The sequence below is a fragment of the Micromonospora sp. NPDC049051 genome (assembly GCF_043197575.1).
Classification (GTDB): domain Bacteria; phylum Actinomycetota; class Actinomycetes; order Mycobacteriales; family Micromonosporaceae; genus Micromonospora.
Window position 1 is genome coordinate 241,351 of the sequence record NZ_JBICTL010000003.1, and the last position, 24,913, is coordinate 266,263.

A 24,913-nucleotide genomic window follows, 5' to 3' on the forward strand; every position below is an offset into this window, starting at 1 on the left:
ACCCCACCCGGGGTGCCGGCCAGCGGCATGCCGGACTCGTTCGCCGGTCTCGGCCGCGCCGTGCCCGAGCAGCGCACGTCGTCATCTGCGGTGCCCGAGAATGACGTCGACCAGGGCCGCGACGAGCGCGAGCGCGATCACGCCGGCGGCCAGCAGCAGCGAGTGCCGGAAGGCCAGGGAGAAGTTCCCGCTGGCGGCCAGCGAGGAGAAGAAGACCGAGCCGACGGCCGCGATCCCGGCGGCGGAACCGATCCGCTGGCCCGTCTGGAGCATGCCCGCCCCGCTGCCTGCCTGCGGTACCGGCACCTCGGACAGCGTCAAGGTCTGGTTCGGCGCGATCACCAGGCCGCTGCCCAGCCCGGCGACCAGCAGGGGCGCCGCGGTCAGCCACGGCACGGCGGCACCGCGCGGGGCCCGGTCCAGCACGACGACCACCGTGACGAGCCCGACCACGACGATGAGCAGCCCGACCGCGACCAGCGGACGACCGAAGCGGTTGACGATCCGACCGCCGAGCGCGGACGCCGCTGCCGAGCCCAGCGCGAACGGGGTGACGGCCAGGCCGGCGACCAGCGCGCTGTAGCCGAGACCGTTCTGCAGGTAGAGCGTGAAGATGAAGAAGATCGCGGTGAACCCGCCGAAGTAGACCAGCGCGATCAGCGCCCCCAGCAGGTACGACCGGAAGCGGAAGAGCCCGAGGTCGAACAGCGGTTCCTGGTGTCGGGCGTACCACCGCTCCCACACGCCGAAGGCGGTCAGGGCGAGCAGCCCCGCCGGCACGAGCAGCCACTTCGCCTGGCTCCGCCACTGCTGCTGCACCAGCGGCAACAGCACGAGCAGCACGCCGGCGCCGAGCAGCAGCACCCCGACGGGGTCCAGCCGCCGGCGGTCGTGCGGGCCCGCCGGGCGACCGGGGAGCAGCCGCCAGCCGAGGACCACCGCGAGGATGCCGACGGGGACGTTGACGAAGAACACCCACCGCCAGCCGTGCTCCTGGCCGCCGACGGCGATCAGCAGGCCGCCGAGCAGCGGGCCGACGGCCGTGGAGACGCCGATGGTGGCCCCGAGCAGCCCGAACGGACGGCCCCGTTCGGGTCCCCGGAAGAGTTCCTGGATCAGCCCGGTGACCTGCGGGTTGACCACCCCGGCGGCGGCCCCCTGGAGCAGCCGGGCGGCGATCAGCCAGCCGGGCGAGGCGGCCAGCCCGGCCAGCGCGCTGGCCAGCGTGAACAGGGCGATCCCGAAGACGAACGCCGAACGCCGGCCCCGTGCGTCACCGAAGCGCCCGGCGGAGACCAGCACCAGCCCGAACGTGAGGGCGTACCCGGACAGCACCCACTGCAGGTCGCTGGGGGAGGCACCGAGGGCGCGCTCCATCGACGGGATGGCGACGTTGACGATGCTCACGTCGAGCAGCGTCATGAAGGCGGCGACCAGCCCGACGCCGAGGGCCCGCCAGCGCCGCCGGTCGTCCGGCGACGCGGTGGCGTCGGCCGGTGGCGCGTCCGGCGGACTCATCCCGCCTCCCGCGCAACAGCGACCGGGCACCGCCGGGCGCTGCCCCGATCCCGGGGAGGCGAACCATCATGTGGCGCGCGGCGCCTCACGCCATCTGGCGGGCACAGAACCTTGGTCCGAAGTCCAGACCCGCCATCGGCGAGTCCTCCCGGTGCAACAGGTTCTTCTCCGTGAGCTGGTGCAGTGGTGCCCGCAACTGCTCCTCGGTGAGGCCGGCCTCCTCGGCGATCAGGTCCGGGTACGGAACCTGGCCCCGGGCCTCGAGCGCCGCGACGGCGTCGTACACCCGTTCCTCGACATCCGACAGCTGCACCTGCCGCATCGCTTGCCCCCTTCGCCTGGCCCCGCCTCCGGTACGGGCGGTTGCGCCGCGCGGTTACCCGCTGGGCGACCGAAGATGCCCACCCGATCGGGCGGTGCCGCCGTCGCGCCGAGGCCGCCGGACGTGGCGGCTTGCCCTAGGCTGCATCAGTGATCGTCTGGGATCTCGCCGTCGTCGGCGCCGGCCCCGCCGGGCTCTCCGCCGCCCACGCCGCAGCCCGCTCGGGGGTGCGCACGCTGGTCCTGGAGCGCGCCGCGCATCCGCGCTACAAGACCTGCGGAGGCGGGCTGATCGGCACCTCGCTCGCGGCGGTGGCCGACCGGATCGAGGTGCCCGCGCACGACCGGGTCGACCGGGTGACGTTCACCCGGGACGGGCGACGCCGCTTCACCCGCCACCATCGCGGCGGTCCGCTGGTGGCCATGGTGCGCCGCGAGGAGTTCGACGACCGGCTGCGCGCGGCCGCGGTCGCCGCCGGCGCGGAGGTCCGCGAGCGGGTGGCGGTCCGCGCGGTCGAGCAGGACCCCGACGTCGTACGCGTCAGGCTCGCCGACGGCGAGACGGTCCACGCGCGGGCGGTCATCGGGGCGGACGGCTCCTCGGGCGTGACCGGCCGGCACGTGGGTGTCCGCCACCGGCAGGTGGACCTGGGGCTGGAGCTGGAGCTGCCCGTGCCGCCGGGGGAGCAGGCCCGCTGGCGGGGCCGCCTCCTGCTGGACTGGGGTCCGCTGCCCGGCTCGTACGCCTGGGTCTTCCCCAAGGGTGACCGCCTGACGGTCGGCGTCATCGCCGCCCGGGGCGAGGGGGAGCGGACCAGGGCCTACCTGCGTGGGTTCGTCGACCGGCTGGGCCTTTCCGGGGTGGAACCCGCCCACGACTCCGGCCACCTGACCCGTTGCCGTGCCGAGGACTCGCCGCTGCGTCGGGGCCGCGTCCTGGTCGCCGGCGACGCGGCGGGGCTGTTGGAGCCGTGGAGCCGCGAGGGGATCAGTTACGCGCTGCGCTCGGGCGAGCTGGCCGGCGCGGCGGTGGCCGCCGGTGACCTGACGGGATACGAGGGCGCGGTCGCGCGGGACCTGGTGCCGTCCATGCGCGCCGGGCACCGGCTGCTCGACGTGTTCAACCGGCGGCCGGGGGTCTTCCACGCGTTGCTGGCCACCCCGCCGGGGTGGCGGATGTTCGTGCGGTTCTGCCAGGGGCGGGCGAGCTTCGACGAGACGTTGCGCCGGGCTCCGGTGCGGGCCGCGTTGGCGCTGCTGGACCGGTTACCGGCCCGCTGAAAGCCGTACCCCGTCCGGTGGCGATCGGGCCGGTGGCGCGAGCGATACCGGGTGCCCGGACGCATCCACTCGGCCCACCTTTTCACCCAGGATCCTAGGATGCCTTAGCGGTGGTGCGCCCGGTCACGGCGGTGGACAATGACGCTGTCCACAGCAGAGCTACGCCGAGGGAGAGCGGTGATGGCGGAAGACCATGCCAGCCCGTCGTTCACCGACGAGGACTACACCTTCCTGCGGCACGTACGCTTCGGCGAGATGCCGCCCGCGGTCCGGCCGGAGGAGCGGACCGCGCTGACCGAGACCGATCCTCGGCGGGATCAGCCGGACCCCGGCGACGCGCAGGACCGGTGGGATCTGCGGCACGGGGCCTGACGGCCGCCTCGCAGCCGCCTCGACCGGTCACCGTCGAGGCGGCCCGGCCTCCCGGCCGACGCCACGGCCGGCGTGTGCACGCCGACACCTCGGCTACTCAGATCTCCCTCATGAAGAGAAGCGCCGGGCGGGCCGGGAGCGGTGCGCTCCCGGCCCGCCCGGCGCACTCGATCAGAAGACCGCGACGCCCTCGCGTACCAGCCGCCAGTTCGGCCGGTAGAAGTCGGCGGGGTCGATGGTGCCCCTGGCCTGCGCCCAGTCGATGAGCAGCTGACGGATCTCCTGCTGCTCGTTGTAGACCTGGGTCTTCACGATGCCGGGGAAGTTGCCGCCGCCGCTGCGCCGGTAGTTGTTGACCGCCACCACGAACTGCGCGTTGTCGGCCACGGGCGTGTCGGTGCCGGGCAGCACCAGGCGGGTGATGCGCTGGCCCACCGGCCGGGAGATGTCGATGTCGTAGTCGAGGCCGGAGACGACGTCGTAGTTGTAGTCCGGCACGGCCGGGTCGCTGATCGTCGTCGGGTCGACCGGGGCACCGGGGGCGAGGGTCCGGAAGTACTTCGCCGAGTACTCCAGGTAGGTGCGCACCTCGGCGCCGCTGAGCACGACCGCTTCGAGGGTGTTGTCGAAGACGTACAGCCCGGCCACGTCGCGGATCTTCACGTCGCCGGCGGGGAAGACCGCCGTGCGGCTGAACGGCGCCGCGATCGACAGCACCGGCAGGTCCGCGTACGACGTGCCGGCCAGCGCCTGCCCGACGACCTCGGTCTGGACGTGGTTGATGAAGTCCAGGATCGGGGTGTCCTTGTACCGGCTCTCGGCCGCCGAGAGTTCCACGGTGGAGCGGGCCACGACCTGGTTCACGTACGCCACGGTCTTCTGGTGCTGCGCCCGTACGGCCGCGAGGACCTTCGGGTCCTCGGTCACGGTGTTGGTGTTGAGCAGCGCGGCGGTCTTCCTGGTGATCTTCCAGCGGCCCCGCTCGCGGGTCAGCGTGAAGTCCATCCGGCTCAGTCGCTGTCCCCACTTCGACGGCTCGGTGAGCAGCACCTGCTCGCCGGTGCGCTCGTTGGTCACGAACTTCTCGGCGACCTCGGCGTGGGCGTGGCCGAACAGGATCGCGTCGATGCCGGGGACCTGCTGGGCGATCAGCGCCGTCGGGTTCTCGATCGGCAGCTCCGGGCCGTAGCTGGAGGTGCCGCTGTCGCCGCCGTGGGCGGAGATCAACACGATGTCGGCGCCGCGCGCCCGCATGATCGGCACGTACCTCGCGGCGGTGGCGATCATGTCGTCGAACCGCAGCCTGCCCTCGACGTTGGCCCGGTCCCAGATCGCGCTGCCGGGGTTGGTCAGGCCGAGGATGCCGACGCGCAGCGGCGGCGCGGCGAAGCCGACGGAGACCTTCTTGATGACGTACGGCAGGAAGGCCGGCTTGCCGGTGGCGACGTTGACGGCGTTGGCGGCCAGCGCCGGGAAGCCCAGCTGCGAGATCCACTTGGCCAGCAGCGGCAGGCCGTAGTTGAACTCGTGGTTGCCCAGCGTGACGGCGTCGTAGCCGAGCACGTTCATGGCGTTGGCCATCGGGTGCGTCTCACCGGTGGTGGTGATCGGCTCCTGCTTGGCGTAGAAGGTGGCCAGTGGGGTGCCCTGGATGGTGTCGCCGGCGTCGAGCACCAGCGTCGCCTTGCCGCGCCGCTCGGCGCGGATCTGCGTGACCAGGGCGGCCAGCTTGGCGACGCCGACGTCGTTGTGCTTGCTGTCGTCGTACTCGGCGTCGGAGTAGTAGTCCCAGTTGTAGACGTTGCCGTGGGTGTCCGAGGTGCCGAGGATCGTCAGGTCCCAGGTCCGCGACCGGGCCGCGCCGGCCGCCTGGACGGGGGTGGCGGCGATCAGCGGAACGCTCGCCGCCACGGCCGCGGCGGCGAGCACCGTGCGACGCGACGGGCCGGAGGGAGAGGTCATGAAGGTGCCCTTCCGTGGGGGTTCGGGACGCCCGGTGAGCGCCGAGCGCACCTTAACGAGCCGTCGTCACTCCTGCCACAGCAGCACGAGGTGTTTCAGCACACCGGCGCGCACAGGCCTGTCCGTGTAACACCTGGCCCACTGTTTCCGCTTGCCGCCGCGGGGTAGGGCGGTGGAAGACCCAGACCCGACCGGTGCGCGAGGAGACGTCGGTGACCGAGGACCAGCACACCCAGCAGGACCCCACGAGCCAGTACGGCCAGCAGGAGGGCCAACCAAAGCAGCAGCAGACGCCGCCCGGCTCGACGCGGGAGATGGCCCCGAAGCCGGACCACGGCGAGGAGTCGTACCGCGGCAGCGGCAAACTCGAGGGCCGGCGGGCGTTGATCACCGGCGGTGACTCGGGCATCGGCCGCGCGATCGCCATCGCGTACGCCCGGGAGGGCGCCGACGTGCTCATCTCCTACCTGGGCGAGGAGGAGGACGCCGACGCCCGGGAGACCGTCCGGCTCGTCGAGGAGGCCGGCCGCAGGGGCTTCGCCGTACGCGGCGACATCACCGACCAGCGACAGTGCCAGGAGTTGATCGAGCGGGCCGTGCGGGACCTCGGCGGCATCGACATCCTGGTCAACAACGCGGCCTACCAGATGGCGCAGGGCGAGGGCATCCTCGGGATCAGCGACGAGCAGTTCGACCGGGTGCTGAAGACCAACCTGTACGCGATGTTCTGGCTCTGCCGGGCGGCGGTGCCGCACATGGCCGAGGGCTCGGCGATCATCAACACGTCGTCGATCCAGGCGTTCGATCCCTCGCCGCAGTTGCTGGACTACGCCACGACCAAGGCGGGGATCGCCAACTTCACCAAGGCCCTCGCCGCCGACCTGGCGCAGCGGGGCATCCGGGTGAACGCGGTGGCGCCGGGTCCGATCTGGACGCCGCTGATCCCGGCCACCATGCCGGAGGAGAAGGTCGAGAAGTTCGGCCAGGACACCCCGGAGGGACGCCCCGGTCAGCCGGCCGAGTTGGCCCCGGCGTACGTCTTCTTCGCCTCCCAGGAGTCCAGCTACGTCACGGGCGAGATCCTCGGCGTCACGGGCGGCCGCCCCACAAAGTAGCCCACCCGCGCCGCTGCCCTCGCGCCCGTCCTCCGCGCTGCCGAGCCCGTGCCCCGCGCCGCCCTGCCCCCGCGCCGCCGCTCCGCGTCGATCATGCACTGCTGGGTCGATCATGGAGTTCTGGTGGGCGGAGGGTGGGGAGTTGCGGCTCTCGTGAGGCACCACAAGTGCATGATCGGCCCGGCTGGGTGCGGCCACGGTGGGTCGCGGGCGGGTTAGCGGGGCCAGGGGGTGAGGCGGGTGCGGACCTGGGCCACGGCGGCGGGGTCCAGGCCGTAGCGGGCGAAGCGGCGGTCCGGAAGCCGGTCCAGGTAGCGGCCGGCGGCCCGCACGTCCTCCTCCTCCAGGGCCGGGTCGAGCTGCCGGGCCAGTTCCAGCAGCTCCGCCACGTCGTGGTGCTCGAGGGCAGCGGCGACGTCGATGTAGTCCCGGACCTCCCGCCGGTTGACCAGGGCAGCGGTCTTGTTGGCCATCAGGTCCCGTACGTCCATCACGGGGCCGAGGTCCATCACCACCGGGCTGCGGTGCCGGTCGAGGCGGGCCAGGCTGAGCCGGATGAGCCGCCCGTCCCGGCTGACCACGAAGTCCCTCAGGTCCCGGTCGAAGCCGTCGAACAGCTCGGCCAGCTCGCTGTCGGGATCGGCGTCGGTCACCTCGAACCCGGCCTCTTCCAGGGCCTTCCGTACCCCGTCCGCCGCAGCGGCGGCGGCCCCCTCCACGTCCGCGAACAGGTCCACGTCCTCCGTCGGGCGGGTCACCAGCCCGTGCGCGGCCCAGGCAACCCCGCCCCCGAGCACGAACCGGTACGGCCCCGCGGCGGACAGCGCCACCCGGGCAACCTCTCGGTAGAACTCGTGCGGGTGCGGGGTGTTCACGCCGTACGCAGGCCCCGGTGGCGGCTCTCCCACGCCTGGCGTACGCCCCGGGGCAGGTTGAGCAGCCGCCACACCCGGCGCAGGATGCGCCCGTTGATGAGCAGCCGGAGATCCTCCGTGCGGGTGGTCTCCCGCAACACGTTCTCGTACATCCAGAGCAGCTCGTCCGGATCGCCCAGGTCGAAGGTGCGGTCGGCGTTCCACATCAGCCGTACCGGCAGCTCCACCACGCCACGGGTGGGACCGGTCAGCTCGGCGAGGGTACGGGCCACCACGGCGGGCCGGCCCGGTCGGGCCAGGTGGGCCGCGCGGGTCGGAGCCGGGGAGAGGGCCTGCATGCTGTCAGGGTAACCCCAGGTCCGGCCGCTCGGGATCGCGGTTTGCCCGTTGCGCTTGCCTCTCGGCTTCTCGTGGCTGTGCCGCTTGGGCGGGTTGCGGTGGGGCGTGGCGCTTGCGGCGCCATGGTGTCGGGGTGTGGTGCGGTTGGCGTGACGGGCTCTGCGCGTGTGTCGGGGGCTTTGCGGCGCGCGCGTCTGGGTGTTGGTTGCCCGGCGTCGTGGTGGGGGTGTGGCCCGCCGTACCCGGCTCCGGGCGGTCAGGCTTGATCCCTGCGCCGGGCACGGCGGGCCACACCCCGTCGGTGCGCACTGCTGCGTCCGCCCGGCGGCCCCAGTTCCGGGCTCGGCTTCGGGCTCCGGGTCAGGGTTGAGTACCGCGCCCTGTCCCCGGTCCGGCCGAGTTCTCGGTCTGGCGAGATCTTGGTAGGAATGTGCCCCTCCAGGGGCCGTTTTCTACCAAGATCTCGGCGGGGCCGTCATCGGCCCAGATACGTCGACTGTCCGGTCTATGGGCGGGTGTCTGGTTGGACTTGGTCAGTTATGCGCCACCGTCGGTCTGTGAGGGCGGGTGTCCGGTTCGGGGGTGTGACCGGCCGCATCGTGGGGGCGGAATCGTGGCCGGGGCGGGGTCGTTACACCATGCGTACGACCGAGCAAGGCCAACCCCGTTCCGTGCGGGCAGGGGCCATCCGCCCGAGGGAACGAAACCACACCGCCTCGATTCGAGCCGGCGGGCGGGGATCCCCGGGAATGGTGGCGGGCCGGTCGTGGTTACACATGGTCGCGGTCGACGTGAGGGCATCCCCCCGCCCCGCGAGACAGCCCGGTTTCCGCAGGCTGACGTGACCGATCTGATCTTTCCTCCAGTCTCTTGCTGGAGTTCCCCTTCGAAGTTCATTGGGCGCCTGACGGTGCTTGCACCCGCGTGTGAAGCCGATCCCCCTCGGTGCGTGGGTGCCAACCCCCGAATGGAGCATCTGTGATGAACACGTTCATGCGTAAGAGCGTTCTGGGTATCGCTGGTCTGGCTGTTGCCGGTGGTCTGGCCGCCGGTCCGCTGAACCACGCCGACTCCACCGCCCCCGTCGAGGCCACCGCCCCGATCACCGCCGTGGCGGTGCAGGCTGACAAGCCGGACATGGGCAAGTTGGTGCCGCATGGTGTGCAGGGCGCGCAGTCGCGGGTCGACCTGTCCGACGAGCAGGTGGCCAATGTGAAGGCGATCATCGCGGCGACGAAGAAGGCCGGTATGGACGAGCGTGCGGCCGTGGTGTCGATCGCGACCGCGTTGCAGGAGTCGAAGTTGGAGAACCTGGGTCATCTGGGTGACCGCAACGACCACGACTCGCAGGGCCTGTTCCAGCAGCGTCCGTCCAGCGGGTGGGGCACGGTCGAGCAGATCACCGACCCGGAGTACTCGACGACGGCGTTCCTGAAGGGTCTGAAGCAGGTCGACGGGTGGCAGGAGATGCCGCTGACGAAGGCCGCGCAGACGGTGCAGGTGTCGGCGTACCCGGACCACTACGCCCAGTGGGAGCAGATGGCCGCCGACCTGGTCGCCGAGCACTGGAACAACTGACACAGACTTTCCACCACAAGGGGGATCGCTGGCCGGCACCCGAACCCGGGGTGCCGGCCAGCGGCACGAACCGGCCGCCGACGGAACATCGCGGCCCGTCGGCTGGTTGAATGAGGTGTCGGTGTGTCCAGTGTCCCCGGGCCTCACCTAAATCGCCTTCGCGGAATACCGTCCGGCTGGAGCCGCGTCGCGCCACTCGCCGAGAGGCGACCTGCACACCGACACCAGTGCCGCCCCCGAGCCCACCGGGCCCGGGGGCGGCACTCTCCTGTCCCCAGCCGCCCTACGGCCGTCCCCGTGCCGAGCGCGTCGGGCCGGCAGCTGGCCCGTCGCCGCGTACACGATGTGAGGCGGCGCTGGCGATCGGGCGGCACGGGTCGCGGTCCCGCGCGGCCTGGCCTATGTTCATGGTGGCGACGTCACACTGGGCCGGGAGAGGAGGTGCCGCGCGCGTGGGCCTGCGGACCTTCATCCAGGGGTGGCCGGTCTACCGGCAGCTCACCGGCACCGATCCGCTGGGCCGGGGCGCCGCCGCGCAGTCCGGCCGCTCGGCGGAGCTAACCGCCCGCACCCAGACCGCCGACAGTGTGGCGCGCTCGGTCTGCCCCTACTGCGCGGTCGGCTGCGGCCAGCGCGTCTACGTCACCGACGGCGAGGTCACCCAGATCGAGGGCGACCCGGACAGCCCGATCTCCCGGGGGCGGCTCTGCCCGAAGGGGTCCGCCAGCAAGAGCCTCGTCACCAGCCCGCTGCGGCAGACGAAGGTCCGCTACCGGCGGCCGTACGCCACCGAGTGGGAGGATCTGGAGCTCGACGTCGCGCTCGACATGATCGCCGACCGGATCCTCGCCGCCCGTGCCGAGACCTGGGAGGACATCGACACCGAGGGCCGGCCGCTGAACCGCACGCTGGGCATCTCCAGCCTGGGCGGGGCGACGCTGGACAACGAGGAGAACTACCTCATCAAGAAGCTGTTCACGGCGATGGGGGCGCTCCAGATCGAGAACCAGGCGCGCATTTGACACTCCGCCACCGTCCCCGGTCTGGGGGCCAGCTTCGGTCGCGGTGGCGCGACGGACTTCCAGCAGGACGTCGCCAACGCTGACGTCATCGTCATCCAGGGCTCGAACATGGCCGAGGCCCACCCGGTGGGCTTCCAGTGGGTGATGGAGGCCAAGCGGCGCGGCGCCAAGGTCTTTCACGTCGACCCGCGGTTCACCCGCACGAGCGCCCTGGCCGACTCCTACCTGCCGATCCGCGCGGGCTCCGACATCGCGTTCCTCGGTGGCGTGGTGCGCCACATCCTGGAGAACGAACTGGACTTCCGGGAGTACGTGCTGGCGTACACGAACGCCGCGACGATCGTCAGCGAGCGGTTCGTCGACACCGAGGACGGCGACGGCTTCTTCTCCGGGTTCGACCCGGAGACGGGCAGCTACGTGCAGGACTCGTGGCAGTACGCGGGCCACGAGTCCGACTCCGGCAGCGGGCACACGGCGAAGGAGCGGGACACCGCCGCCGGGCTGCGCCACGAGTCGCACGGCGCCGAGGTGGGTGGCAGCGTGGAACGGGACGAGACGTTGCAGCATCCGCGCTGCGTCTACCAGATCCTGAAGCGGCACTTCGCCCGCTACACCCCGGAGATGGTGGAGCGGGTCTGTGGCATCCCGCGCGAGAAGTTCCTGGAGTTCGCGCGGGCCTGGACGGAGAACTCCGGCCGGGAGCGTACCGGCGTGCTGATCTACTCGGTGGGGTGGACGCAGCACAGCGTGGGCGTGCAGTACATCCGGACGGGCGCGATCATCCAGTTGCTGCTGGGCAACATGGGCCGCCCCGGCGGGGGGATCCTGGCGCTGCGCGGGCACGCCAGCATCCAGGGCTCCACCGACATCCCGACGCTGTTCAACCTGCTGCCGGGCTACCTGCCGATGCCGCACCACGCCGACCACCCCACCTTCGACGAGTGGGTGGACAGCATCCGCCACCCCGGGCAGAAGGGCTTCTGGGGCAACGCCCGCGCCTACGCGGCGAGCCTGCTGAAGGCGTACTGGGGGGACGCGGCGACGCCGGAGAACGACTTCTGTTACGGCCACCTGCCCCGGATGACCGGCGACCACGGGACGTACCAGCAGGTGCTGAACATGATCGACGGGAAGGTGCGGGGCTACTTCCTGCTCGGCCAGAACCCGGCGGTGGGTTCGGCGCACGGTCGGGCGCAGCGCCTCGGCATGGCCAACCTCGACTGGCTGGTGGTCCGCGACCTGTTCATGATCGAGAGCGCCACGTTCTGGCGTAACAGCCCCGAGGTCGCCACGGGCGAGATCGTGCCGGAGCAGTGCCGGACGGAGGTGTTCTTCCTGCCGGCCGCCTCGCACGTGGAGAAGGAGGGCACGTTCACGCAGACCCAGCGGCTGTTGCAGTGGCGCGAGAAGGCCGTCGACCCGCCGGGCGACGCGCGCTCCGAGCTGTGGTTCTTCTACCACCTCGGGCTGCGGCTGCGGGAGAAGCTGGCCGGCTCCGACCTGCCGCGCGACCGGGCGCTGCTCGACCTGGCCTGGGACTACCCCACGCACGGTCCGCACGCGGAGCCGAGCGCCGAGGCGGTGCTGCGCGAGATCAACGGGTACGAGGTGGCGACCGGCCGGCCGCTGTCCGGGTTCGCCGAGGCCCGCGACGACGGCTCGACCGCCCTCGGCTGCTGGATCTACTCCGGGGTGTACGCCGACGGCGTCAACCAGGCGGCGCGGCGCAGGTCCCGCCACGAGCAGGACTGGGTGGCCGCCGAGTGGGGCTGGGCGTGGCCGGCGAACCGGCGCATGCTCTACAACCGCGCCTCCGCCGATCCGCAGGGCCGGCCGTGGAGCGAACGCAAGCGTTACGTCTGGTGGGACCCGGACGCCGGGCAGTGGACCGGTTACGACGTGCCGGACTTCGAGCGGACGAAGCCGCCGACGTACCGGCCGCCGCGGGGCGCGTCCGGCCCGGAGGGGATCGCCGGCGACGACCCGTTCGTCATGCAGGGCGACGGCAAGGGCTGGTTGTACGCGCCCAGCGGTGTGCTGGACGGCCCGCTGCCGACGCACTACGAGCCGGCGGAGTCGCCGGTGCGCAACCCGCTCTACCGGCAGCAGGCCAACCCCACCCGCAAGGTGTACGCGCACCCGGTGAACTCGGTGAACCCGAGCCCGCCGCAGGAGCACAGTCAGGTCTTCCCGTACGTGTTCACGGTCAGCCGGCTCACCGAGCACCACACGGCGGGCGGGATGAGCCGTACGGTGCGGCCCCTGGCGGAGCTGCAACCGGAGATGTTCGTCGAGGTGTCCCCGCAGTTGGCCGCGGAGGTGGGGTTGGCGCACCTGGGCTGGGCGCACCTGGTCAGCGGCCGGGCGGTGATCGAGGCGAAGGTGCTGGTCACCGACCGGCTGCGCCCGCTGCGGGTGGACGGGCGCGTCATCCACCAGGTGTGGCTGCCGTACCACTTCGGGTTCGAGGGCCTGGTGACCGGCGACTCGGCCAACGACCTGTTCGGGATCACCCTGGACCCGAACGTGCTGATCCAGGAGAGCAAGATCGGTACCTGTGACGTGCGTCCGGGGCGGCGGCCCACCGGAGCGGCCCTGCTGGAGCTGGTGGCCGACTACCAGCGGCGGGCGGGGATCGTCGCCGGCCACCCGCCCCCGACGCTCACCCCGGGGGTGTCCGCCCCGCCTGCCCCCGCCGACGGCGCCGGGGAGGGCCGCGATGCTTCCTGACCCGAACAGCCTGTCCGGGCCGCTCGATCCGGCCCCGGAGGCGGGCTGGACCGACGCTCCGCCCCGGATGGGTTTCTTCACCGACACCAGCGTCTGCATCGGCTGCAAGGCGTGCGAGGTGGCCTGCAAGGAGTGGAACGACGTCCCCGGCTCGGGGCTGGACCTGCTCGGCATGTCGTACGACAACACCGGCGCGCTGACCGCGAACTCGTGGCGGCATGTGGCGTTCGTCGAACAGCCCCGCCCGGCCGGGCGCCCGTCGGGCCGCACTGCCGAGCCGGAGTTCCTGGGGATGCCGGGGGCGCAGCCGCCGGGGCGCGCCGGGGGCGCGGAGGGCCGTTCCGACTTCCGGTGGCTGATGATGTCCGACGTCTGCAAGCACTGCACCCACGCGGCCTGCCTCGACGTCTGCCCCACCGGCTCGCTGTTCCGCACCGAGTTCGGCACGGTGGTGGTGCAGGAGGACATCTGCAACGGCTGCGGCTACTGCATCTCCGCCTGCCCGTACGGGGTCATCGACCAGCGCAAGGGCGACGGCCGGGCGTGGAAGTGCACGCTGTGCTACGACCGGATCGGCGCCGGGCAGACCCCCGCCTGCGCGCAGGCGTGCCCGACCGAGTCCATCCAGTACGGCCCTCTCGACGAGCTGCGGGAGCGGGCCGCGGCCCGGGTGGCGACGCTGCACGAGCGGGGCGTGCCCGAGGCGCGGCTCTACGGGCACGACCCGGACGACGGGGTCGGCGGCGACGGCGCGTTCTTCCTGCTGCTCGACGAGCCGGAGGTGTACGGGCTGCCGCCGGACCCGGTGGTCACCACCCGGGACCTGCCGAAGATGTGGAAGCGGGCCGGCCTGGCCGCCCTGGCGATGGCGGCGGCGGCCGTGGCCGCGTTCGTGGGAGGTTCCTCGTGACTCAGGAGCGTGGCGGGCGCGGGCGGCGCGGCGGCGAGGAACTCCGGGTGCCGGAGGCCGAGTTCACCTCCTACTACGGCCGGCCCATCCTCAAGCCGCCCGTCTGGAAGTGGGACATCGCCGCGTACCTGTTCACCGGTGGGCTGGCCGCCGGCTCGTCGCTGCTGGCGGCGGGCGGGCAGCTCACCGGTCGGCCCGCGCTGCGCCGCGCCGGCCGGGTCACCTCGCTGGCGGCGGTCACGGCCAGCACCGTCTTCCTGATCAGGGACCTGGGGCGGCCCGCCCGGTTCCACCACATGCTGCGGGTGGCCAAGCCCACCTCGCCCATGTCCGTGGGCACCTGGATCCTCGGCGCGTTCGGCCCGGCCGCCGGCGTCGCGGCGGTCGCCGAGGGCGCGGCGTGGCTGCCCGAGCGGGGCCCGTTCGGGCTCGCCCGTCGGCTGCTGCCGCCCGTGGGGCACGCCGCCGGGCTGGCCGCCGCGGCGACCGCGCCGGCGCTGGCCACGTACACGGGGGTGCTGCTGGCCGACACGGCGGTGCCGTCGTGGCACGAGGCGTACCCGGAGTTGCCGACCATCTTCGCGGGCAGCGCCCTGGCCAGCGGCGCCGGCGTCGGTCTGATCGCCGCGCCGGTCGCGCAGGCCGGGCCCGCCCGCCGCATGGCGGTGGCGGGCGCGGCCCTGGAGTTGTACGGCGCACACCGCGTCGAGACCCGGCTGGGGTTGCTCAGCGAGCCCTACCGCACCGGGTCCGCCGGTCGGCTGCTGCGCGCCGGGCGGGCCCTGACCGCCCTCGGGGTGGCCGGGGCGCTGCTGGGCCGGCGCAGCCGGGCGCTCTCCGCGCTGTCCGGGGCGGCCCTGCTGGGTGCCTCGGTGGCGACCCGCTTCGGTATCTTCCACGGCGGCGTCGCCTCGGCGAAGGATCCGAAGTACACGGTGGTGCCGCAGCGTGAGCGCGTCCAGCGGCGGCGCGCCGTCGAGGGCTGAGCTGCCCGCGCCCGCCCGCCGGGCCTGTGGTTCACTGCTGCGTGGAGGCGTTCAGGCGGCTGGTGCCCCTCCCGGTCTTCAAAACCGGTGTGGTCCGGGATCCGGGCCAGGCGGGTTCGATTCCCGTCCGTCTCCGCCACGCTGCGGAAGAGGGGACCATGGGCGACGTCGCGGCCGATGCGCGCCGGCGGGTGCCGCGCACCGACGCGCTGCTCGCCGACCCCCGGCTGGCCGCCGCCGTGGGCACCCTGGGCCGGGCCCGGGTCAAGGCCGCCGTCCACGGCGCCCAGGAGCGGGCCCGCCGGGGCGAGATCGCCCCCGAGGCGGTACGCGACGCCGCGCTGGCCGGCCTGCCGGCGTCGGCGCCCCGGGCGGTGCTCAACGCCACCGGGGTGGTGCTGCACACGAACCTGGGTCGCGCCGCGCTGTCGCCGGCCGCCGTCGCGGCGGTCGGCGCCGCCGCCGGGCACACCGACGTCGAGTTGGACCTGCGTACCGGGCGGCGGGCCCGGCGTGGACGCGACGCCCTCGACGCCCTCGCGGCGGCGGTGCCCGACGCGGGCGCGGTGCACGTGGTCAACAACGGCGCCGCCGCGCTGGTGCTGGCCGCCACCGTGCTGGCCGCCGACGCCGAGATCGTCGTGAGCCGGGGCGAGCTGGTGGAGATCGGCGACGGGTTCCGCCTGCCCGACCTGCTGGAGAGCACCGGCGCCCGGCTGCGGGAGGTCGGCACCACCAACCGCACCACGCTCGACGACTACGCCGCCGCGATCGGTCCCCGTACCGGCTTCGTGCTCAAGGTGCACCCGTCGAACTTCCAGGTCACCGGCTTCACCTCCGCCGTGCCCGTACGGGCGCTGGCCACGCTCGGCGTCCCGGTCGTCGCCGACATCGGTTCCGGGCTGCTCGCGCCGGACCCGCTGCTGCCGGCCGAGCCGGACGCCGCCTCCACCCTGCGGGCCGGCGCGGCGCTGGTCACCGCCAGCGGCGACAAGCTGCTCGGCGGGCCGCAGGCCGGCCTGCTGCTCGGCGCGGCCGACCTGGTCGAGCGGCTGCGCCGGCACCCCCTCGCGCGGGCGTTGCGGGTGGACAAGCTGACCCTCGCCGCGCTGGCCGCCACCCTCGGCGACCCGGCCACCCCCACGCGGGCCGCGCTGCACGCCGACCCGGCGGCGCTGCGGGCCCGCACGGAGCGGCTGCGCGACGCCCTCGCCGCCGCCGGGCGCACGGCGGAGGTGGTGCCGGCCGGGGCGGTCGTCGGCGGCGGCGGGGCACCGGGCGTCGAGCTGGCGTCGTGGGCGCTCGCCCTGCCTGAGCGGTACGCGCAGCCGCTGCGCGTGGGCGACCCGCCGGTGCTCGGCCGGGTGGTGCGCGGCCGGCTGCTGCTGGACCTGCGCTGCGTGCCCGCCGACGCCGACGCGGCGGTGCGTGCCGCCGTGCTGCGCGTGCCCGGCGAGGACTGAGCCGTGCTGGTGGTGGCCACCGCCGGGCACGTCGACCACGGCAAGTCGACCCTGGTCCGGGCGCTGACCGGGATGGAACCCGACCGGTGGGCCGAGGAACGCCGCCGGGGCATGACCATCGACCTCGGCTTCGCGTGGACCACGCTGCCCTCGGGCGGGACGGTCGCGTTCGTCGACGTGCCCGGCCATGAGCGGTTCGTCCCGAACATGCTCGCCGGCGCCGGCCCGGTGCCCGCCGCGCTGGTCGTGGTCGCCGCCGACGAGGGCTGGATGCCGCAGTCGGCCGAGCACCTGGCGGCACTGGACGCGCTCGGGGTGACGTACGGCCTGCTGGTGGTGACCCGCGCGGACCTGGCGGACCCGGGGCCGGCGACGGCCCGGGCGCGGGCGGAGCTGGCCGCCACCTGCCTCGGCGCCGTCGACGCGGTCGCTGTCAGCGCGGTGACCGGCGCCGGCCTGCCGCAGCTGCGCGTGGCGCTGGACCGGCTCGCCGCCCGGCTGCCCGTCCCGCGCGCCGACGTGCCGGTGCGGCTGTGGGTGGACCGCGCCTTCACCGTCCGGGGCGCTGGCACCGTGGTGACCGGCACCCTCGGCGCCGGGCGGCTGTGGGTGGGCGACGAGCTGGAGCTCGCCGCGAGTGCGGAGCCGGTGCGGGTACGCGGCCTGCAGTCCCTCGGCGCGGGGCGTGCCGAGGTCGCCGCCGTCGCCCGGGTGGCGGTGAACCTGCGCGGCACGCCCCGCGAGCGGCTGGGGCGCGGCGACGCGCTACTCACTCCCGGCCGGTTCCACCGCACGGACCTGCTGGACGTCCGGCTGGCCGGCGACCCGGCCGCGGAACTGCCGGCCACGCTCACCCTGCACGTCGGCGCGGCGGCGGTGCCGGCGCGGGTGCGGCCACTCGGCCCGGACACCGCCCGGCTGCGGCTGGCCCGGCCGCTGCCGCTGCTGGTGGGGGACCGGGCGTTGCTGCGTGACCCGGGCCGCCACCACGTCGCGGGCGGGGTGACCGTGCTGGACGTCGCGCCGCCGCCGCTGACCCGCCGGGGCGCGGCCGCCGCCCGCGCGCGGGTGCTGGCGACGGTGGACGGCCGACCGGACCTGGCCGGCGAGCTGCGTCGGCGGCGGCTGGCGCGGGCCGCCGACCTGCTGCGCACCGGCGTCGAGGTCACGGCCCGGCCGGTCGCCGGCGACTGGCTGGCCGACCCGGAGCACTGGCGGGCCCTCGGCGTCCGGCTGGTGGAGGAGGTCGCCCGGCACGCCCGGGAGCACCCGCTGGAGCCGGGTGCGCCGGTGGAGGTGCTGCGCCAGCGCCTCGACCTGCCCGAGCGGGCGCTGGTGGAGGCGCTGGTCCGGCCGCCGCTGCGGCTGCGCGCCGGTCGGGTCACCGCGTCGGCGGCCGACGCGTTGCCGGAACCGGTGGCGCGGGCCGTGGCCCGGGTCCGCGCCGAGTACGCCGACCGTCCGTTCCGGGCCCCCGAGGCCGACCGCCTCGCCGACCTGGGGCTGGGTCCCCGGGAGATCGGCGCGGCCGTCCGCGCGGGGGCGCTGTTGCGTCTCGCCGAGAACGTGGTGCTGCTGCCCGGGGCGGTCGACGACGCCGTACGGGTGCTGGCCGGGCTGCCCCAGCCGTTCACGCTCAGCGCCGCCCGGCAGGCGCTGGACACCACCCGCCGGGTGGCGGTGCCGCTGCTGGAGCTGTTGGACCGTCGCGGCGCCACCCGGCGGCTGCCCGACGACGCGCGGGTCGTGGTCACGGCCGGGTCCTGAAGCCGCCCCGGTGGGGCCGGCGGTCGCCTAGCGTGACGCCATGGACCCTTCCGCGGTCTGGCGGGACAGGCAGCACAAATGGCGGATCGAGGCGTACCGGGCGCCGGACCTGCGCTTCGCGATCTTCGCCACCAACGGCACCACCGAGTCGGCGCCGCTGTGGCTGTTCGGGATGTCGGCGCTGGCCCGGTGGCTGATGTCGCACAAGATCTCCCTCGACGACCTGGAGGTCGACTGACATGGGGGCGCAGTTCGGTCAGCTCGCGCTGGTGGGGGTGCTGGTGCTGATCAACGCCGCCCTGTCGGGCAGCGAGATGGCGCTGGTGACGCTGCGCGAGGGGCAGGTGCGGCAGTTGGGGCGGCGCAGCCGGTCGGGGGAGCGGCTGGTCCGGCTGGTGCGTGATCCCAACCGGTACCTGGCGACCATCCAGCTCGGCATCACCCTGGCCGGGTTCCTCGCCTCCGCCGCCGCCGCGGTGTCCCTGGCGCAGCCGCTGGTCGGACCGCTGAGCTTCCTCGGCGACGCCGCGCGCGGCGTCGCGATCGTCCTGGTCACGGTGCTGCTGACGTTCGTCACGCTGGTGGTGGGCGAGCTGGCCCCGAAGCGGCTGGCGATGCAGCGCGCGGAGCGTTGGGGGCTGCTCAGCGCCGGCCCGCTGGATCTGCTGGCCAGGCTGTCCCGGCCGGCGGTCTGGCTGCTCAGCCGGGCCACCGACGTGGTGGTCCGGCTCGCGGGCGGCGACCCGCGGGCGAGCCGTACGGAGATGACCGAGGACGAGCTGCGGGAGATGCTGGTCAGCCAGCGGGGTCTGTCCCCGCAGCAGCGGGAGATCCTCACCGGCGCGTTCGACATCGCCGGCCGGACGCTGCGGGAGATCCTGGTGCCCCGGCTGGAGGTGACGGTGCTGCCCGCGACGCTGCCCGCCGGGGACGGGCTGCGCCGGCTCGCCGCCGCCGGCCGCTCCCGGGCCCCGGTCGTCGGGCCGGGCGGCCTCGACGAGGTACGCGGTGTGGTGCACATCCGCGAACTCGTCGGCGTGGACGCGGCGACGGTGGTCGACCGGTCCCGTCCACCGGTGCTGCTGCCCGGCACCCTGCCCGTCTCCGACGCGCTGCGCGAGCTGCGGCAGTGCCACCAGCAGCTCGCCGTCGTCGTCGACGAGCACGGCGGCGTCGACGGCATCGTCACGTTGGAGGACCTGCTGGAGGAGGTCGTCGGGGAGCTGTACGACGAGACCGACCGGGACGTGACCGGGGTGGTCCGGGAACCGGACGGCTCGCTGCTGGTGCCCGGGGACTTCCCGCTGCACGACCTGGCCGACGTCGGCGTACGCCTGCACTTTCGGCCGTCGCGGGAGTACACGACGGTGGCCGGGCTGGTGTTGGCCGGGCTGGGGCACCTGCCGACCGGAGCGGGGGAGAGCGTGCACCTGCCGGGGCTGACCGTCGAGGTGGTGGAGGTCTCCGGCCGGGTGATCCGCCGGGTGCGGCTGCGGGGCTTCTCCACCGGCTCCTGAGCCGGCGAGCCGCCCCCGCCCATCAACCGGATGAAAGTGGGCGAAACGGCTGCGTCCGGGGCGGGCCGGGTCGTACCGTCCGGTGCGTGAAGGACCGAGGGATGCGGACGTTCGTCACCGTCCTGGCCGGGCTCGCGGTGATCTACTTCGGCACCACCGGCCGCAGCGAGGAGGAAGGCCGCGGCGTCTCCGGGGGCCTCGTCGTGCTCGCGCTGCTGGCGGCGCTGCTGGTGTGGCACCTGACGAAGCCGGGCGACGGAACGGTCAAGTAGGCACGCTCACGCGGCGGCGGCGCGGGTGATCTCACCGGCGGACTCCTCGCCGAGGGCCACCCGGACCAGCGCCGAGGCGAGCCGGCCGAAGTCGGCGGGGTCGACCAGCCCGGCGAGCCGCTCCGCGGAGCGGGGCAGGCCGAGGCGTTCCGCGCCGGCCAGGGCCCGCCGGTCGGCGAAGGGGCGCAGGTCCGGCCAGACCACCTGCGCCTCGCGCAGGAAGATGTCCGCGCCGGTGGGGCCGATGCCGGGGAACTCCGTCAGCAGCCGGCGCAGCCCGGCCGGCTCGCCGTCGGCGTCGTGGTGCAGCCGGCGCAGGTCGCCGCGCCAACGGTCCAGGCACAGCCGGGCCCCGGTGCCGAGCATCGTCGAGGTCCGCTCGTCGTAGCGGCGGTAGTGGCCCCGGCCCAGCGCGTCGACCCGATCCTGCCAACTGGCCGCCTCCATCCGCTGCGGGGTCCGGTAGCCGGCGGCGAACAGCTCGCGGGCGGCCGCCACGGCCACCCCCGCCCGGATCCGAGTGCTCAGCAGCGTGGCCAGCACCAGCAGCTGGTAGAGCGGGGCGGGTCGGTCGGCGAGGGTGATGCCCGCCTCCTCGGCGTACGTGCGGCCCCGCCGCTCCAGCAGGACCCGCGCCACCCTCCGGTCGTCGCCCATCCTCCGGGTGTACCCGCCCTGCGCCCGGCCACCCCTGCGACCGTCCGTCGGGGCGGGTATGCCGTCGGGGCGGGCGGGTAACCGACGCCGGACACGGTCGGATCCCGGGAAGGAGAGCACCGTGGTGAACCCGCAGCAGGAGGAGTTCCGCCGCAACGACAAGGGCGCCACCAGCCAGGACAGCAAGGGCCCCAACCCCGGCGGGCACCCGCGCAACCGTGGCTCGTCGCGCGGCGACGAGGGTCGGCCGGTGCCCCGGGGGCAGGTGTCGCCGTACGGCCCGGCCACGGAGCCGGTCGCCGACGACGAGAGCGCCCGGGGCTAGCCGCCCCGACGCGAGGTGTGCGGCCGCAGCCGGTTCCAGGTGGCTGCGGCCGCCACGCCGTACGCGAGGTGCGGGACGAGGTCGGCCAACCAGTCCGAGCGGCGCCAGGTGCGCGGGTCGGTGACGCCGAGCACGGTCATCGACCCGTCGGACATCGTCATCACGGCGCCGCCGAGCACGCCGGTGGCCAGCGGCAACGGCATCCGGCGGCCCCGGGCGAGCAGCGCGTAGCCGATTCCCGCCGCGACGCCGATGCCGTAGCCGAGCAGGGGCCCGAGGCCCGAGCGGCGGTTGGCCGCCCGGTCCCCGGACCCCAGGTCCACGTGCGCGACCTCGGCCAGCCGCCGGGCGCTCTCCTCCGGCGTGCTGCTCGCCGGGCGTGCCCGCAGGACCATGTCCAGGTAGCTGACCACGTTCAGGGCGGTGCTGCCGACCGCGCCGGCGATCGCCCCGTCGGCCGCGCCGCTCGCCCTCACTTCGGGTCGCCCGCTTCGCGCTCGCCCTTGGGGCCGTAGACCCGGTCGCCGCGGGCGATCCCCCGCTGTCCACGGTCGGACTGCAGGAGCCGGTTGGCCACGTCGTTGGCCTTGTCGTCCGGCACGCGCCGTCCCGAATCGTCGATCGCGTTGCGGATGCGTGCCCGCTGCTTGTCGTACGCGTTGCTGCCCGGCCGTGGTCCTGGCATCACTGCCTCCTCCGGTCGTCGTCGCCCGATGGCGTACGCCGCTCGTCTACCCGTCTGCGCCGGGACCAACCCCGCGGCGGGTTCAGCGCGGCCCGTGGACCACCGCGACCGGGCAGTCGGCGTGGTGCAGCAGCGACTGGCTCACCGAGCCCAGCAGCAGGCCGGTCAGCTCGCCCCGCCCCTGGCGGCCGACCACCAGCAGCTGGGCCCGGTGGGCCGCCTCGGCCAGCACGGTGGTAGGGCGGCCCCGCGTGGTCTCCCGGCTGACCGGCACGTCCGGCCACCGCCCCGACAACCCGGCCAGGGTCTCGGCGACCACCCGTTCCTCCTCGGAACGCAGCTCGGTGTCCTCGTACACCAGCGGCCGCATGTCTCCCGGGCCGGTGGACGTCGGATGCCGGTAGGCGTGCAGGGCGACCAGGGACGCGCCGCGCAGCGACGCCGCCTCGAACGCGAACTCCGCGGCGAGCCGGGCCGTCTCGGAGCTGTCCACCCCGACGACGACGGGTCCGTCGGGACGGTCGGTGCCCCGGACGACCAGCACCGGACAGTCGGCGTGCGCGGCGACCTGCACCGCGACCGATCCGACCACCAGGGCGGAGAAGCCGCCGAGCCCGCGGTCGCCCAGCACGATCATCGCGGCGGCCGGCGACTCGCCGAGCAGCACCGCGGCGGCCTCGCCGTCGATGATCTCGCCGGAGATCCGTAGCCCGGGCACCGTGGCCTCGGCCTCGTACGTCGCGGCGGTGACGACCTGTTCGGCCTGCCTGCGTAGTCCGGCGCCGGGTGGGCCGCCGGCGGGGGTGTCCACGGGTACGCGCAGCAGCGGCCAGATGAAGCCGTGCACGATCCGCAGTGGCCGGTGCCGGCGGGCCGCCTCGGCGGCGGCGAGCCGCACCGCGCGCAGCGCCGATTCCGAGCCGTCCACGCCGACGAGCACCGCCGCGCCGTTCGCCGAGTTCACCGATCCACCTCCCGCCGGTTCCCGGCCAGTATCGCGGCGGAGCGCCTGTCGGCGGGCCGATACCGGGCAGGCCGGGCGCTGGGTACGCTGTGCACGCCCACCGGGGAGGGAGCGTCGTCGATGGTTGAGCCGGACCAGCCGAGCACCGCGCGAATGATCGATTTCTGGCTCGGCGGGGAGCACCACTTCCCGGTCGACGTGGCGGCCGCCCGCGCCTTCGAGCAGGCGTACGGGCCGTGCGCGCCGGTCTTCCGCGAGCTGCGCGCGTTCCTCGGCCGTACGGTCCGGGCGATGGTCGCGCAGGGGGTGGACGGCTTCCTCGTCTTCGGCGCCGGCGTGCCCACCATGGGCAACGTGCACGAGGTCGCCCCGGAGGCCACGGTGCTCTACACCGACGTCGATCCGGTCACCATCCGCCTCGGGCAGCGCCTGCTGGCCGGCAGTGACCGGGTCGGCTACGGCTACGGCGACGCCACCGACGTCGGCACCGTCGACCGCGCGCAGCTGCACCGGTTCGTGCCGGGCTGGGGACGCAGGCCGGTCGGCGTGGTGTTCCTCGGTCTGGCCGCGTTCCTGGACGACGAGACGCTCGCCCGCTCCCTCGACGAGCTCTACGAGGCGGCGGCGCCGGGCAGCCTGCTCGCCGTCGACTTCGACACCGAGGAGTTGGCCGCTCACCCGGAGGCGCTGGCGATGATGGGCCCGGCGTTCCGGATGCGCCCGCCGGTCGCGTTCCCGCCGTTGCTGGGCCGCTGGGCGCCCACCGCCGACGGCATCGTCCCGATCACCCGGTGGCGCCCGGACGGCCCACCGGCGCAGGTGCCTGACGCCTTCCACGGCGGGATCGCCGTCCGCTAGCCGGGCTGACCGGCCGCCACCGCGCACCCGTCGGCGACCGCCGCAAGCGGCGACGTCGGCGTGCCGTGCCTGCGTACCGGGCGCGCCGGCAGACGGTCCGCCCGGCTCCGCGCCGCCAGGTACGCCCGCCCCGAGGGCGGGGGAGCGGCCTCCGTATGATGCTTGCCCTACGGCAAGCTTTCCGGAGGATGATCATGTTGCAGGCACCGGGGCAGGTCTCGCGTGCGCTTCGTGCGGCCCCGCCAGACCGTGTGGTGGAGGCGGCGGACCAGGCCATCCGGTCCGCTCTGGGGGCCGCCCGGACGAACGTGTTCATCGCCGACTACCGGATCATCGGGCTCTGGCCGGTGCTGGACCTCGCCGACAGCGGCCTGCTCGACTGCCGCGACATGGCGCAGCGCTGCTTCAGCAGCCAGCAGCCGGTCACCGACACCGACGACGAGGGCCGGTGCCGGCTCTACCTGCCGCTGTCGGTGTGGGGGGAGCGGCTGGGCGTGCTCCTGGTCGAGCTGCCCGGCCCGCTCGCCCCGGACGTCGTCGAGCGGGCCGCGGACATCGCCGGCGAGCTTGCCGTCGTGCTGCGCGCGGCCGACCGGGAGACCGACCGCTACCGGCGCCTCCGCCGGCGGGAGCGGCTCAGCATGGCCGCCGAGATGCAGTGGGAGCTGCTGCCGGGGCGCGGCGTGAGTCACGCGGCGTTCGAGCTGGCGGGCCAGCTGGAACCGGCGTACACGGTCGGCGGGGACCACTTCGACTGGTCCGTGGACGACGACCGGCTCGCCGTCACGGTGCTCAACGGCGCCGGCATCGGGCTGGCGGCGGCGCTGCTGACCGCCGTCACCGTCAACGCCCTGCGTAACGCGCGGCGGTCCGGAGGCAGCCTCGTGGAACAGGCCGAGCTGGCCTCGGACACGGTCTTCTACCAGCACCGCGGCCACCGGTACGTGGCCACGCTGCTGCTCGAACTGGACACCGTCACCGGCCGGGTGCGGGCGGTGGACGCCGGCTCCCCGCACCTGCTGCGGCTGCGCGGCGGCACGGTGACGCCCATCCATCTCGAACAGCAGCTGCCGTTGGGCATGTTCGCCGAGGCCCGCTACGACATCCAGGAGTTCGACCTGGAGCCGGGGGACCGGCTCTTCGTGGTCAGCGACGGGGTGTGGGCCGCCGACCCGGGCGACCGCGGGGCGTACGGCGAGCGGACCATGGCGCGGGCGATGCGGTCCACGCGGTTGCAACCGCCGGCGGAGGCAGTTGGTACGGTGATGCGCGAACTACACGCCTGGCACGCGGACGTCGACCTGCGCGACGATGCCGTCGTCGTCTGCCTGGACTGGCGTGGTTCCGTCGGTCGGGGCGACGGGTGAGAACCGTCGTCGCCACGGCGGTACACGAG

The 24,913-nt window shown here is 74.1% G+C and carries 24 protein-coding genes and 1 tRNA gene; 16 read left to right on the top strand and 9 right to left on the bottom strand.

The window, feature by feature from the left end; genetic code table 11:
* Window positions 1-81 precede the first annotated feature (81 nt).
* The gene (locus ACGFIR_RS13265; protein ID WP_393007595.1) at window positions 82-1,518 is read right to left on the bottom strand and encodes an MFS transporter; all 1,437 of its coding nucleotides are present in this window, start codon (window positions 1,516-1,518) and stop codon (window positions 82-84) included.
* An 85-nt stretch (window positions 1,519-1,603) separates the two neighbouring features.
* A complete protein-coding gene (locus ACGFIR_RS13270) occupies window positions 1,604-1,840 on the bottom strand; it encodes a hypothetical protein (protein ID WP_132239717.1) in 237 nt (78 codons plus the stop codon).
* A gap of 149 nt (window positions 1,841-1,989) precedes the next feature.
* Here ACGFIR_RS13270 and ACGFIR_RS13275 point away from each other — a divergent pair, with 149 nt between their 5' ends.
* Window positions 1,990-3,120: a geranylgeranyl reductase family protein gene (locus ACGFIR_RS13275; RefSeq protein WP_393145022.1), complete on the top strand. Its 1,131-nt coding sequence runs from the start codon at window positions 1,990-1,992 to the stop codon at window positions 3,118-3,120.
* A 180-nt stretch (window positions 3,121-3,300) separates the two neighbouring features.
* Window positions 3,301-3,492: a hypothetical protein gene (locus tag ACGFIR_RS13280; protein WP_393145024.1), complete on the top strand. Its 192-nt coding sequence runs from the start codon at window positions 3,301-3,303 to the stop codon at window positions 3,490-3,492.
* Between the two features lie 171 nt (window positions 3,493-3,663).
* Here ACGFIR_RS13280 and ACGFIR_RS13285 read toward each other — a convergent pair whose 3' ends face one another.
* Complete coding sequence (locus ACGFIR_RS13285) at window positions 3,664-5,454, bottom strand: bifunctional metallophosphatase/5'-nucleotidase (protein WP_393145026.1); 1,791 nt, start codon at window positions 5,452-5,454, stop codon at window positions 3,664-3,666.
* Between the two features lie 212 nt (window positions 5,455-5,666).
* Between ACGFIR_RS13285 and ACGFIR_RS13290 the strand changes: the two genes are divergently transcribed.
* Window positions 5,667-6,569 carry an SDR family oxidoreductase gene (locus ACGFIR_RS13290; RefSeq protein ID WP_393145028.1) on the top strand — a complete coding sequence of 301 codons (903 nt, stop codon included), beginning with the start codon at window positions 5,667-5,669 and terminating at the stop codon, window positions 6,567-6,569.
* Window positions 6,570-6,784: 215 nt separating this feature from the next.
* Here ACGFIR_RS13290 and ACGFIR_RS13295 read toward each other — a convergent pair whose 3' ends face one another.
* Together ACGFIR_RS13295 and ACGFIR_RS13300 are read right to left on the bottom strand one after the other, a co-directional pair.
* On the bottom strand, window positions 6,785-7,444 hold the full coding sequence (locus tag ACGFIR_RS13295) for a nucleotidyl transferase AbiEii/AbiGii toxin family protein (protein WP_393145030.1): 660 nt from the start codon (window positions 7,442-7,444) through the stop codon (window positions 6,785-6,787).
* Window positions 7,441-7,782, bottom strand: a complete 342-nt coding sequence (locus ACGFIR_RS13300) for a hypothetical protein (protein WP_393145032.1) — start codon at window positions 7,780-7,782, stop codon at window positions 7,441-7,443. The genes ACGFIR_RS13295 and ACGFIR_RS13300 overlap by 4 nt, the downstream gene beginning before the upstream one ends.
* Before the next feature lie 982 nt (window positions 7,783-8,764).
* On the opposite strand from ACGFIR_RS13300, the gene ACGFIR_RS13305 reads away from it, so the two are divergent.
* The 10 genes from ACGFIR_RS13305 to ACGFIR_RS13350 all read left to right on the top strand — a co-directional run bounded on the left by ACGFIR_RS13305 (window position 8,765) and on the right by ACGFIR_RS13350 (window position 20,028).
* Window positions 8,765-9,361 carry a hypothetical protein gene (locus ACGFIR_RS13305; protein WP_393145034.1) on the top strand — a complete coding sequence of 199 codons (597 nt, stop codon included), beginning with the start codon at window positions 8,765-8,767 and terminating at the stop codon, window positions 9,359-9,361.
* A 452-nt stretch (window positions 9,362-9,813) separates the two neighbouring features.
* Window positions 9,814-13,113, top strand: coding sequence for a formate dehydrogenase (gene fdh / locus ACGFIR_RS13310; protein ID WP_393145036.1), 3,300 nt, complete (start codon window positions 9,814-9,816; stop codon window positions 13,111-13,113).
* The gene (locus tag ACGFIR_RS13315) at window positions 13,103-14,023 is read left to right on the top strand and encodes a 4Fe-4S dicluster domain-containing protein (protein ID WP_393145038.1); all 921 of its coding nucleotides are present in this window, start codon (window positions 13,103-13,105) and stop codon (window positions 14,021-14,023) included. Before fdh ends, ACGFIR_RS13315 begins: the two co-directional genes overlap by 11 nt.
* Complete coding sequence (nrfD, locus tag ACGFIR_RS13320; protein ID WP_393145040.1) at window positions 14,020-15,009, top strand: NrfD/PsrC family molybdoenzyme membrane anchor subunit; 990 nt, start codon at window positions 14,020-14,022, stop codon at window positions 15,007-15,009. Before ACGFIR_RS13315 ends, nrfD begins: the two co-directional genes overlap by 4 nt.
* A 43-nt stretch (window positions 15,010-15,052) precedes the next feature.
* Window positions 15,053-15,148 (top strand) — tRNA-Sec (locus ACGFIR_RS13325).
* Between the two features lie 19 nt (window positions 15,149-15,167).
* Complete coding sequence (gene selA / locus ACGFIR_RS13330; protein ID WP_393145042.1) at window positions 15,168-16,472, top strand: L-seryl-tRNA(Sec) selenium transferase; 1,305 nt, start codon at window positions 15,168-15,170, stop codon at window positions 16,470-16,472.
* A 3-nt stretch (window positions 16,473-16,475) separates the two neighbouring features.
* Complete coding sequence (gene selB, locus ACGFIR_RS13335) at window positions 16,476-18,239, top strand: selenocysteine-specific translation elongation factor (RefSeq protein ID WP_393145044.1); 1,764 nt, start codon at window positions 16,476-16,478, stop codon at window positions 18,237-18,239.
* A 40-nt stretch (window positions 18,240-18,279) separates the two neighbouring features.
* Window positions 18,280-18,477 carry a hypothetical protein gene (locus tag ACGFIR_RS13340; protein ID WP_393007638.1) on the top strand — a complete coding sequence of 66 codons (198 nt, stop codon included), beginning with the start codon at window positions 18,280-18,282 and terminating at the stop codon, window positions 18,475-18,477.
* 1 nt (window position 18,478) lies between these two features.
* Window positions 18,479-19,756 carry a hemolysin family protein gene (locus ACGFIR_RS13345; protein WP_393145046.1) on the top strand — a complete coding sequence of 426 codons (1,278 nt, stop codon included), beginning with the start codon at window positions 18,479-18,481 and terminating at the stop codon, window positions 19,754-19,756.
* A gap of 86 nt (window positions 19,757-19,842) precedes the next feature.
* Entirely contained in the window at window positions 19,843-20,028 is a 186-nt protein-coding gene (locus ACGFIR_RS13350) for a hypothetical protein (RefSeq protein WP_393007976.1), read from the top strand.
* Window positions 20,029-20,034: 6 nt separating this feature from the next.
* Here the strand turns inward: ACGFIR_RS13350 and ACGFIR_RS13355 are convergent, their stop codons facing one another.
* The gene (locus ACGFIR_RS13355) at window positions 20,035-20,685 is read right to left on the bottom strand and encodes a hypothetical protein (protein ID WP_393007641.1); all 651 of its coding nucleotides are present in this window, start codon (window positions 20,683-20,685) and stop codon (window positions 20,035-20,037) included.
* A 121-nt stretch (window positions 20,686-20,806) separates the two neighbouring features.
* On the opposite strand from ACGFIR_RS13355, the gene ACGFIR_RS13360 reads away from it, so the two are divergent.
* Complete coding sequence (locus ACGFIR_RS13360; RefSeq protein WP_393007643.1) at window positions 20,807-21,010, top strand: hypothetical protein; 204 nt, start codon at window positions 20,807-20,809, stop codon at window positions 21,008-21,010.
* Here the strand turns inward: ACGFIR_RS13360 and ACGFIR_RS13365 are convergent.
* The 3 genes from ACGFIR_RS13365 to ACGFIR_RS13375 form a co-directional block, all read right to left on the bottom strand.
* Entirely contained in the window at window positions 21,007-21,486 is a 480-nt protein-coding gene (locus ACGFIR_RS13365) for a hypothetical protein (RefSeq protein WP_393007645.1), read from the bottom strand. The two genes, ACGFIR_RS13360 and ACGFIR_RS13365, sit on opposite strands and share 4 nt — an antisense overlap.
* Window positions 21,483-21,695 carry a phosphatidylethanolamine-binding protein gene (locus ACGFIR_RS13370; RefSeq protein ID WP_393007647.1) on the bottom strand — a complete coding sequence of 71 codons (213 nt, stop codon included), beginning with the start codon at window positions 21,693-21,695 and terminating at the stop codon, window positions 21,483-21,485. The genes ACGFIR_RS13365 and ACGFIR_RS13370 overlap by 4 nt, the downstream gene beginning before the upstream one ends.
* Window positions 21,696-21,777: 82 nt before the next feature.
* Entirely contained in the window at window positions 21,778-22,659 is an 882-nt protein-coding gene (locus tag ACGFIR_RS13375) for a universal stress protein (RefSeq protein ID WP_393007649.1), read from the bottom strand.
* A gap of 120 nt (window positions 22,660-22,779) precedes the next feature.
* Between ACGFIR_RS13375 and ACGFIR_RS13380 the strand changes: the two genes are divergently transcribed.
* Window positions 22,780-23,517, top strand: a complete 738-nt coding sequence (locus ACGFIR_RS13380) for an SAM-dependent methyltransferase (protein WP_393007651.1) — start codon at window positions 22,780-22,782, stop codon at window positions 23,515-23,517.
* Between the two features lie 194 nt (window positions 23,518-23,711).
* Complete coding sequence (locus tag ACGFIR_RS13385) at window positions 23,712-24,884, top strand: PP2C family protein-serine/threonine phosphatase (protein ID WP_393007653.1); 1,173 nt, start codon at window positions 23,712-23,714, stop codon at window positions 24,882-24,884.
* The last annotated feature ends 29 nt before the right edge of the window (window positions 24,885-24,913 follow it).

Coding starts and splice junctions, on each gene's coding strand:
- ACGFIR_RS13370 (WP_393007647.1), bottom strand. CDS start 21,695: ATGCCAGGACCACGGCCGGGCAGCAACGCGTACGACAAGCAGCGGGCA.
- ACGFIR_RS13355 (WP_393007641.1), bottom strand. CDS start 20,685: ATGGGCGACGACCGGAGGGTGGCGCGGGTCCTGCTGGAGCGGCGGGGC.
- ACGFIR_RS13305 (WP_393145034.1), top strand. CDS start 8,765: ATGAACACGTTCATGCGTAAGAGCGTTCTGGGTATCGCTGGTCTGGCT.
- ACGFIR_RS13315 (WP_393145038.1), top strand. CDS start 13,103: ATGCTTCCTGACCCGAACAGCCTGTCCGGGCCGCTCGATCCGGCCCCG.
- ACGFIR_RS13345 (WP_393145046.1), top strand. CDS start 18,479: ATGGGGGCGCAGTTCGGTCAGCTCGCGCTGGTGGGGGTGCTGGTGCTG.
- ACGFIR_RS13340 (WP_393007638.1), top strand. CDS start 18,280: ATGGACCCTTCCGCGGTCTGGCGGGACAGGCAGCACAAATGGCGGATC.
- ACGFIR_RS13265 (WP_393007595.1), bottom strand. CDS start 1,518: ATGAGTCCGCCGGACGCGCCACCGGCCGACGCCACCGCGTCGCCGGAC.
- selA (WP_393145042.1), top strand. CDS start 15,168: ATGGGCGACGTCGCGGCCGATGCGCGCCGGCGGGTGCCGCGCACCGAC.
- ACGFIR_RS13285 (WP_393145026.1), bottom strand. CDS start 5,454: ATGACCTCTCCCTCCGGCCCGTCGCGTCGCACGGTGCTCGCCGCCGCG.
- ACGFIR_RS13270 (WP_132239717.1), bottom strand. CDS start 1,840: ATGCGGCAGGTGCAGCTGTCGGATGTCGAGGAACGGGTGTACGACGCC.
- ACGFIR_RS13380 (WP_393007651.1), top strand. CDS start 22,780: ATGGTTGAGCCGGACCAGCCGAGCACCGCGCGAATGATCGATTTCTGG.
- ACGFIR_RS13280 (WP_393145024.1), top strand. CDS start 3,301: ATGGCGGAAGACCATGCCAGCCCGTCGTTCACCGACGAGGACTACACC.
- ACGFIR_RS13385 (WP_393007653.1), top strand. CDS start 23,712: ATGTTGCAGGCACCGGGGCAGGTCTCGCGTGCGCTTCGTGCGGCCCCG.
- ACGFIR_RS13300 (WP_393145032.1), bottom strand. CDS start 7,782: ATGCAGGCCCTCTCCCCGGCTCCGACCCGCGCGGCCCACCTGGCCCGA.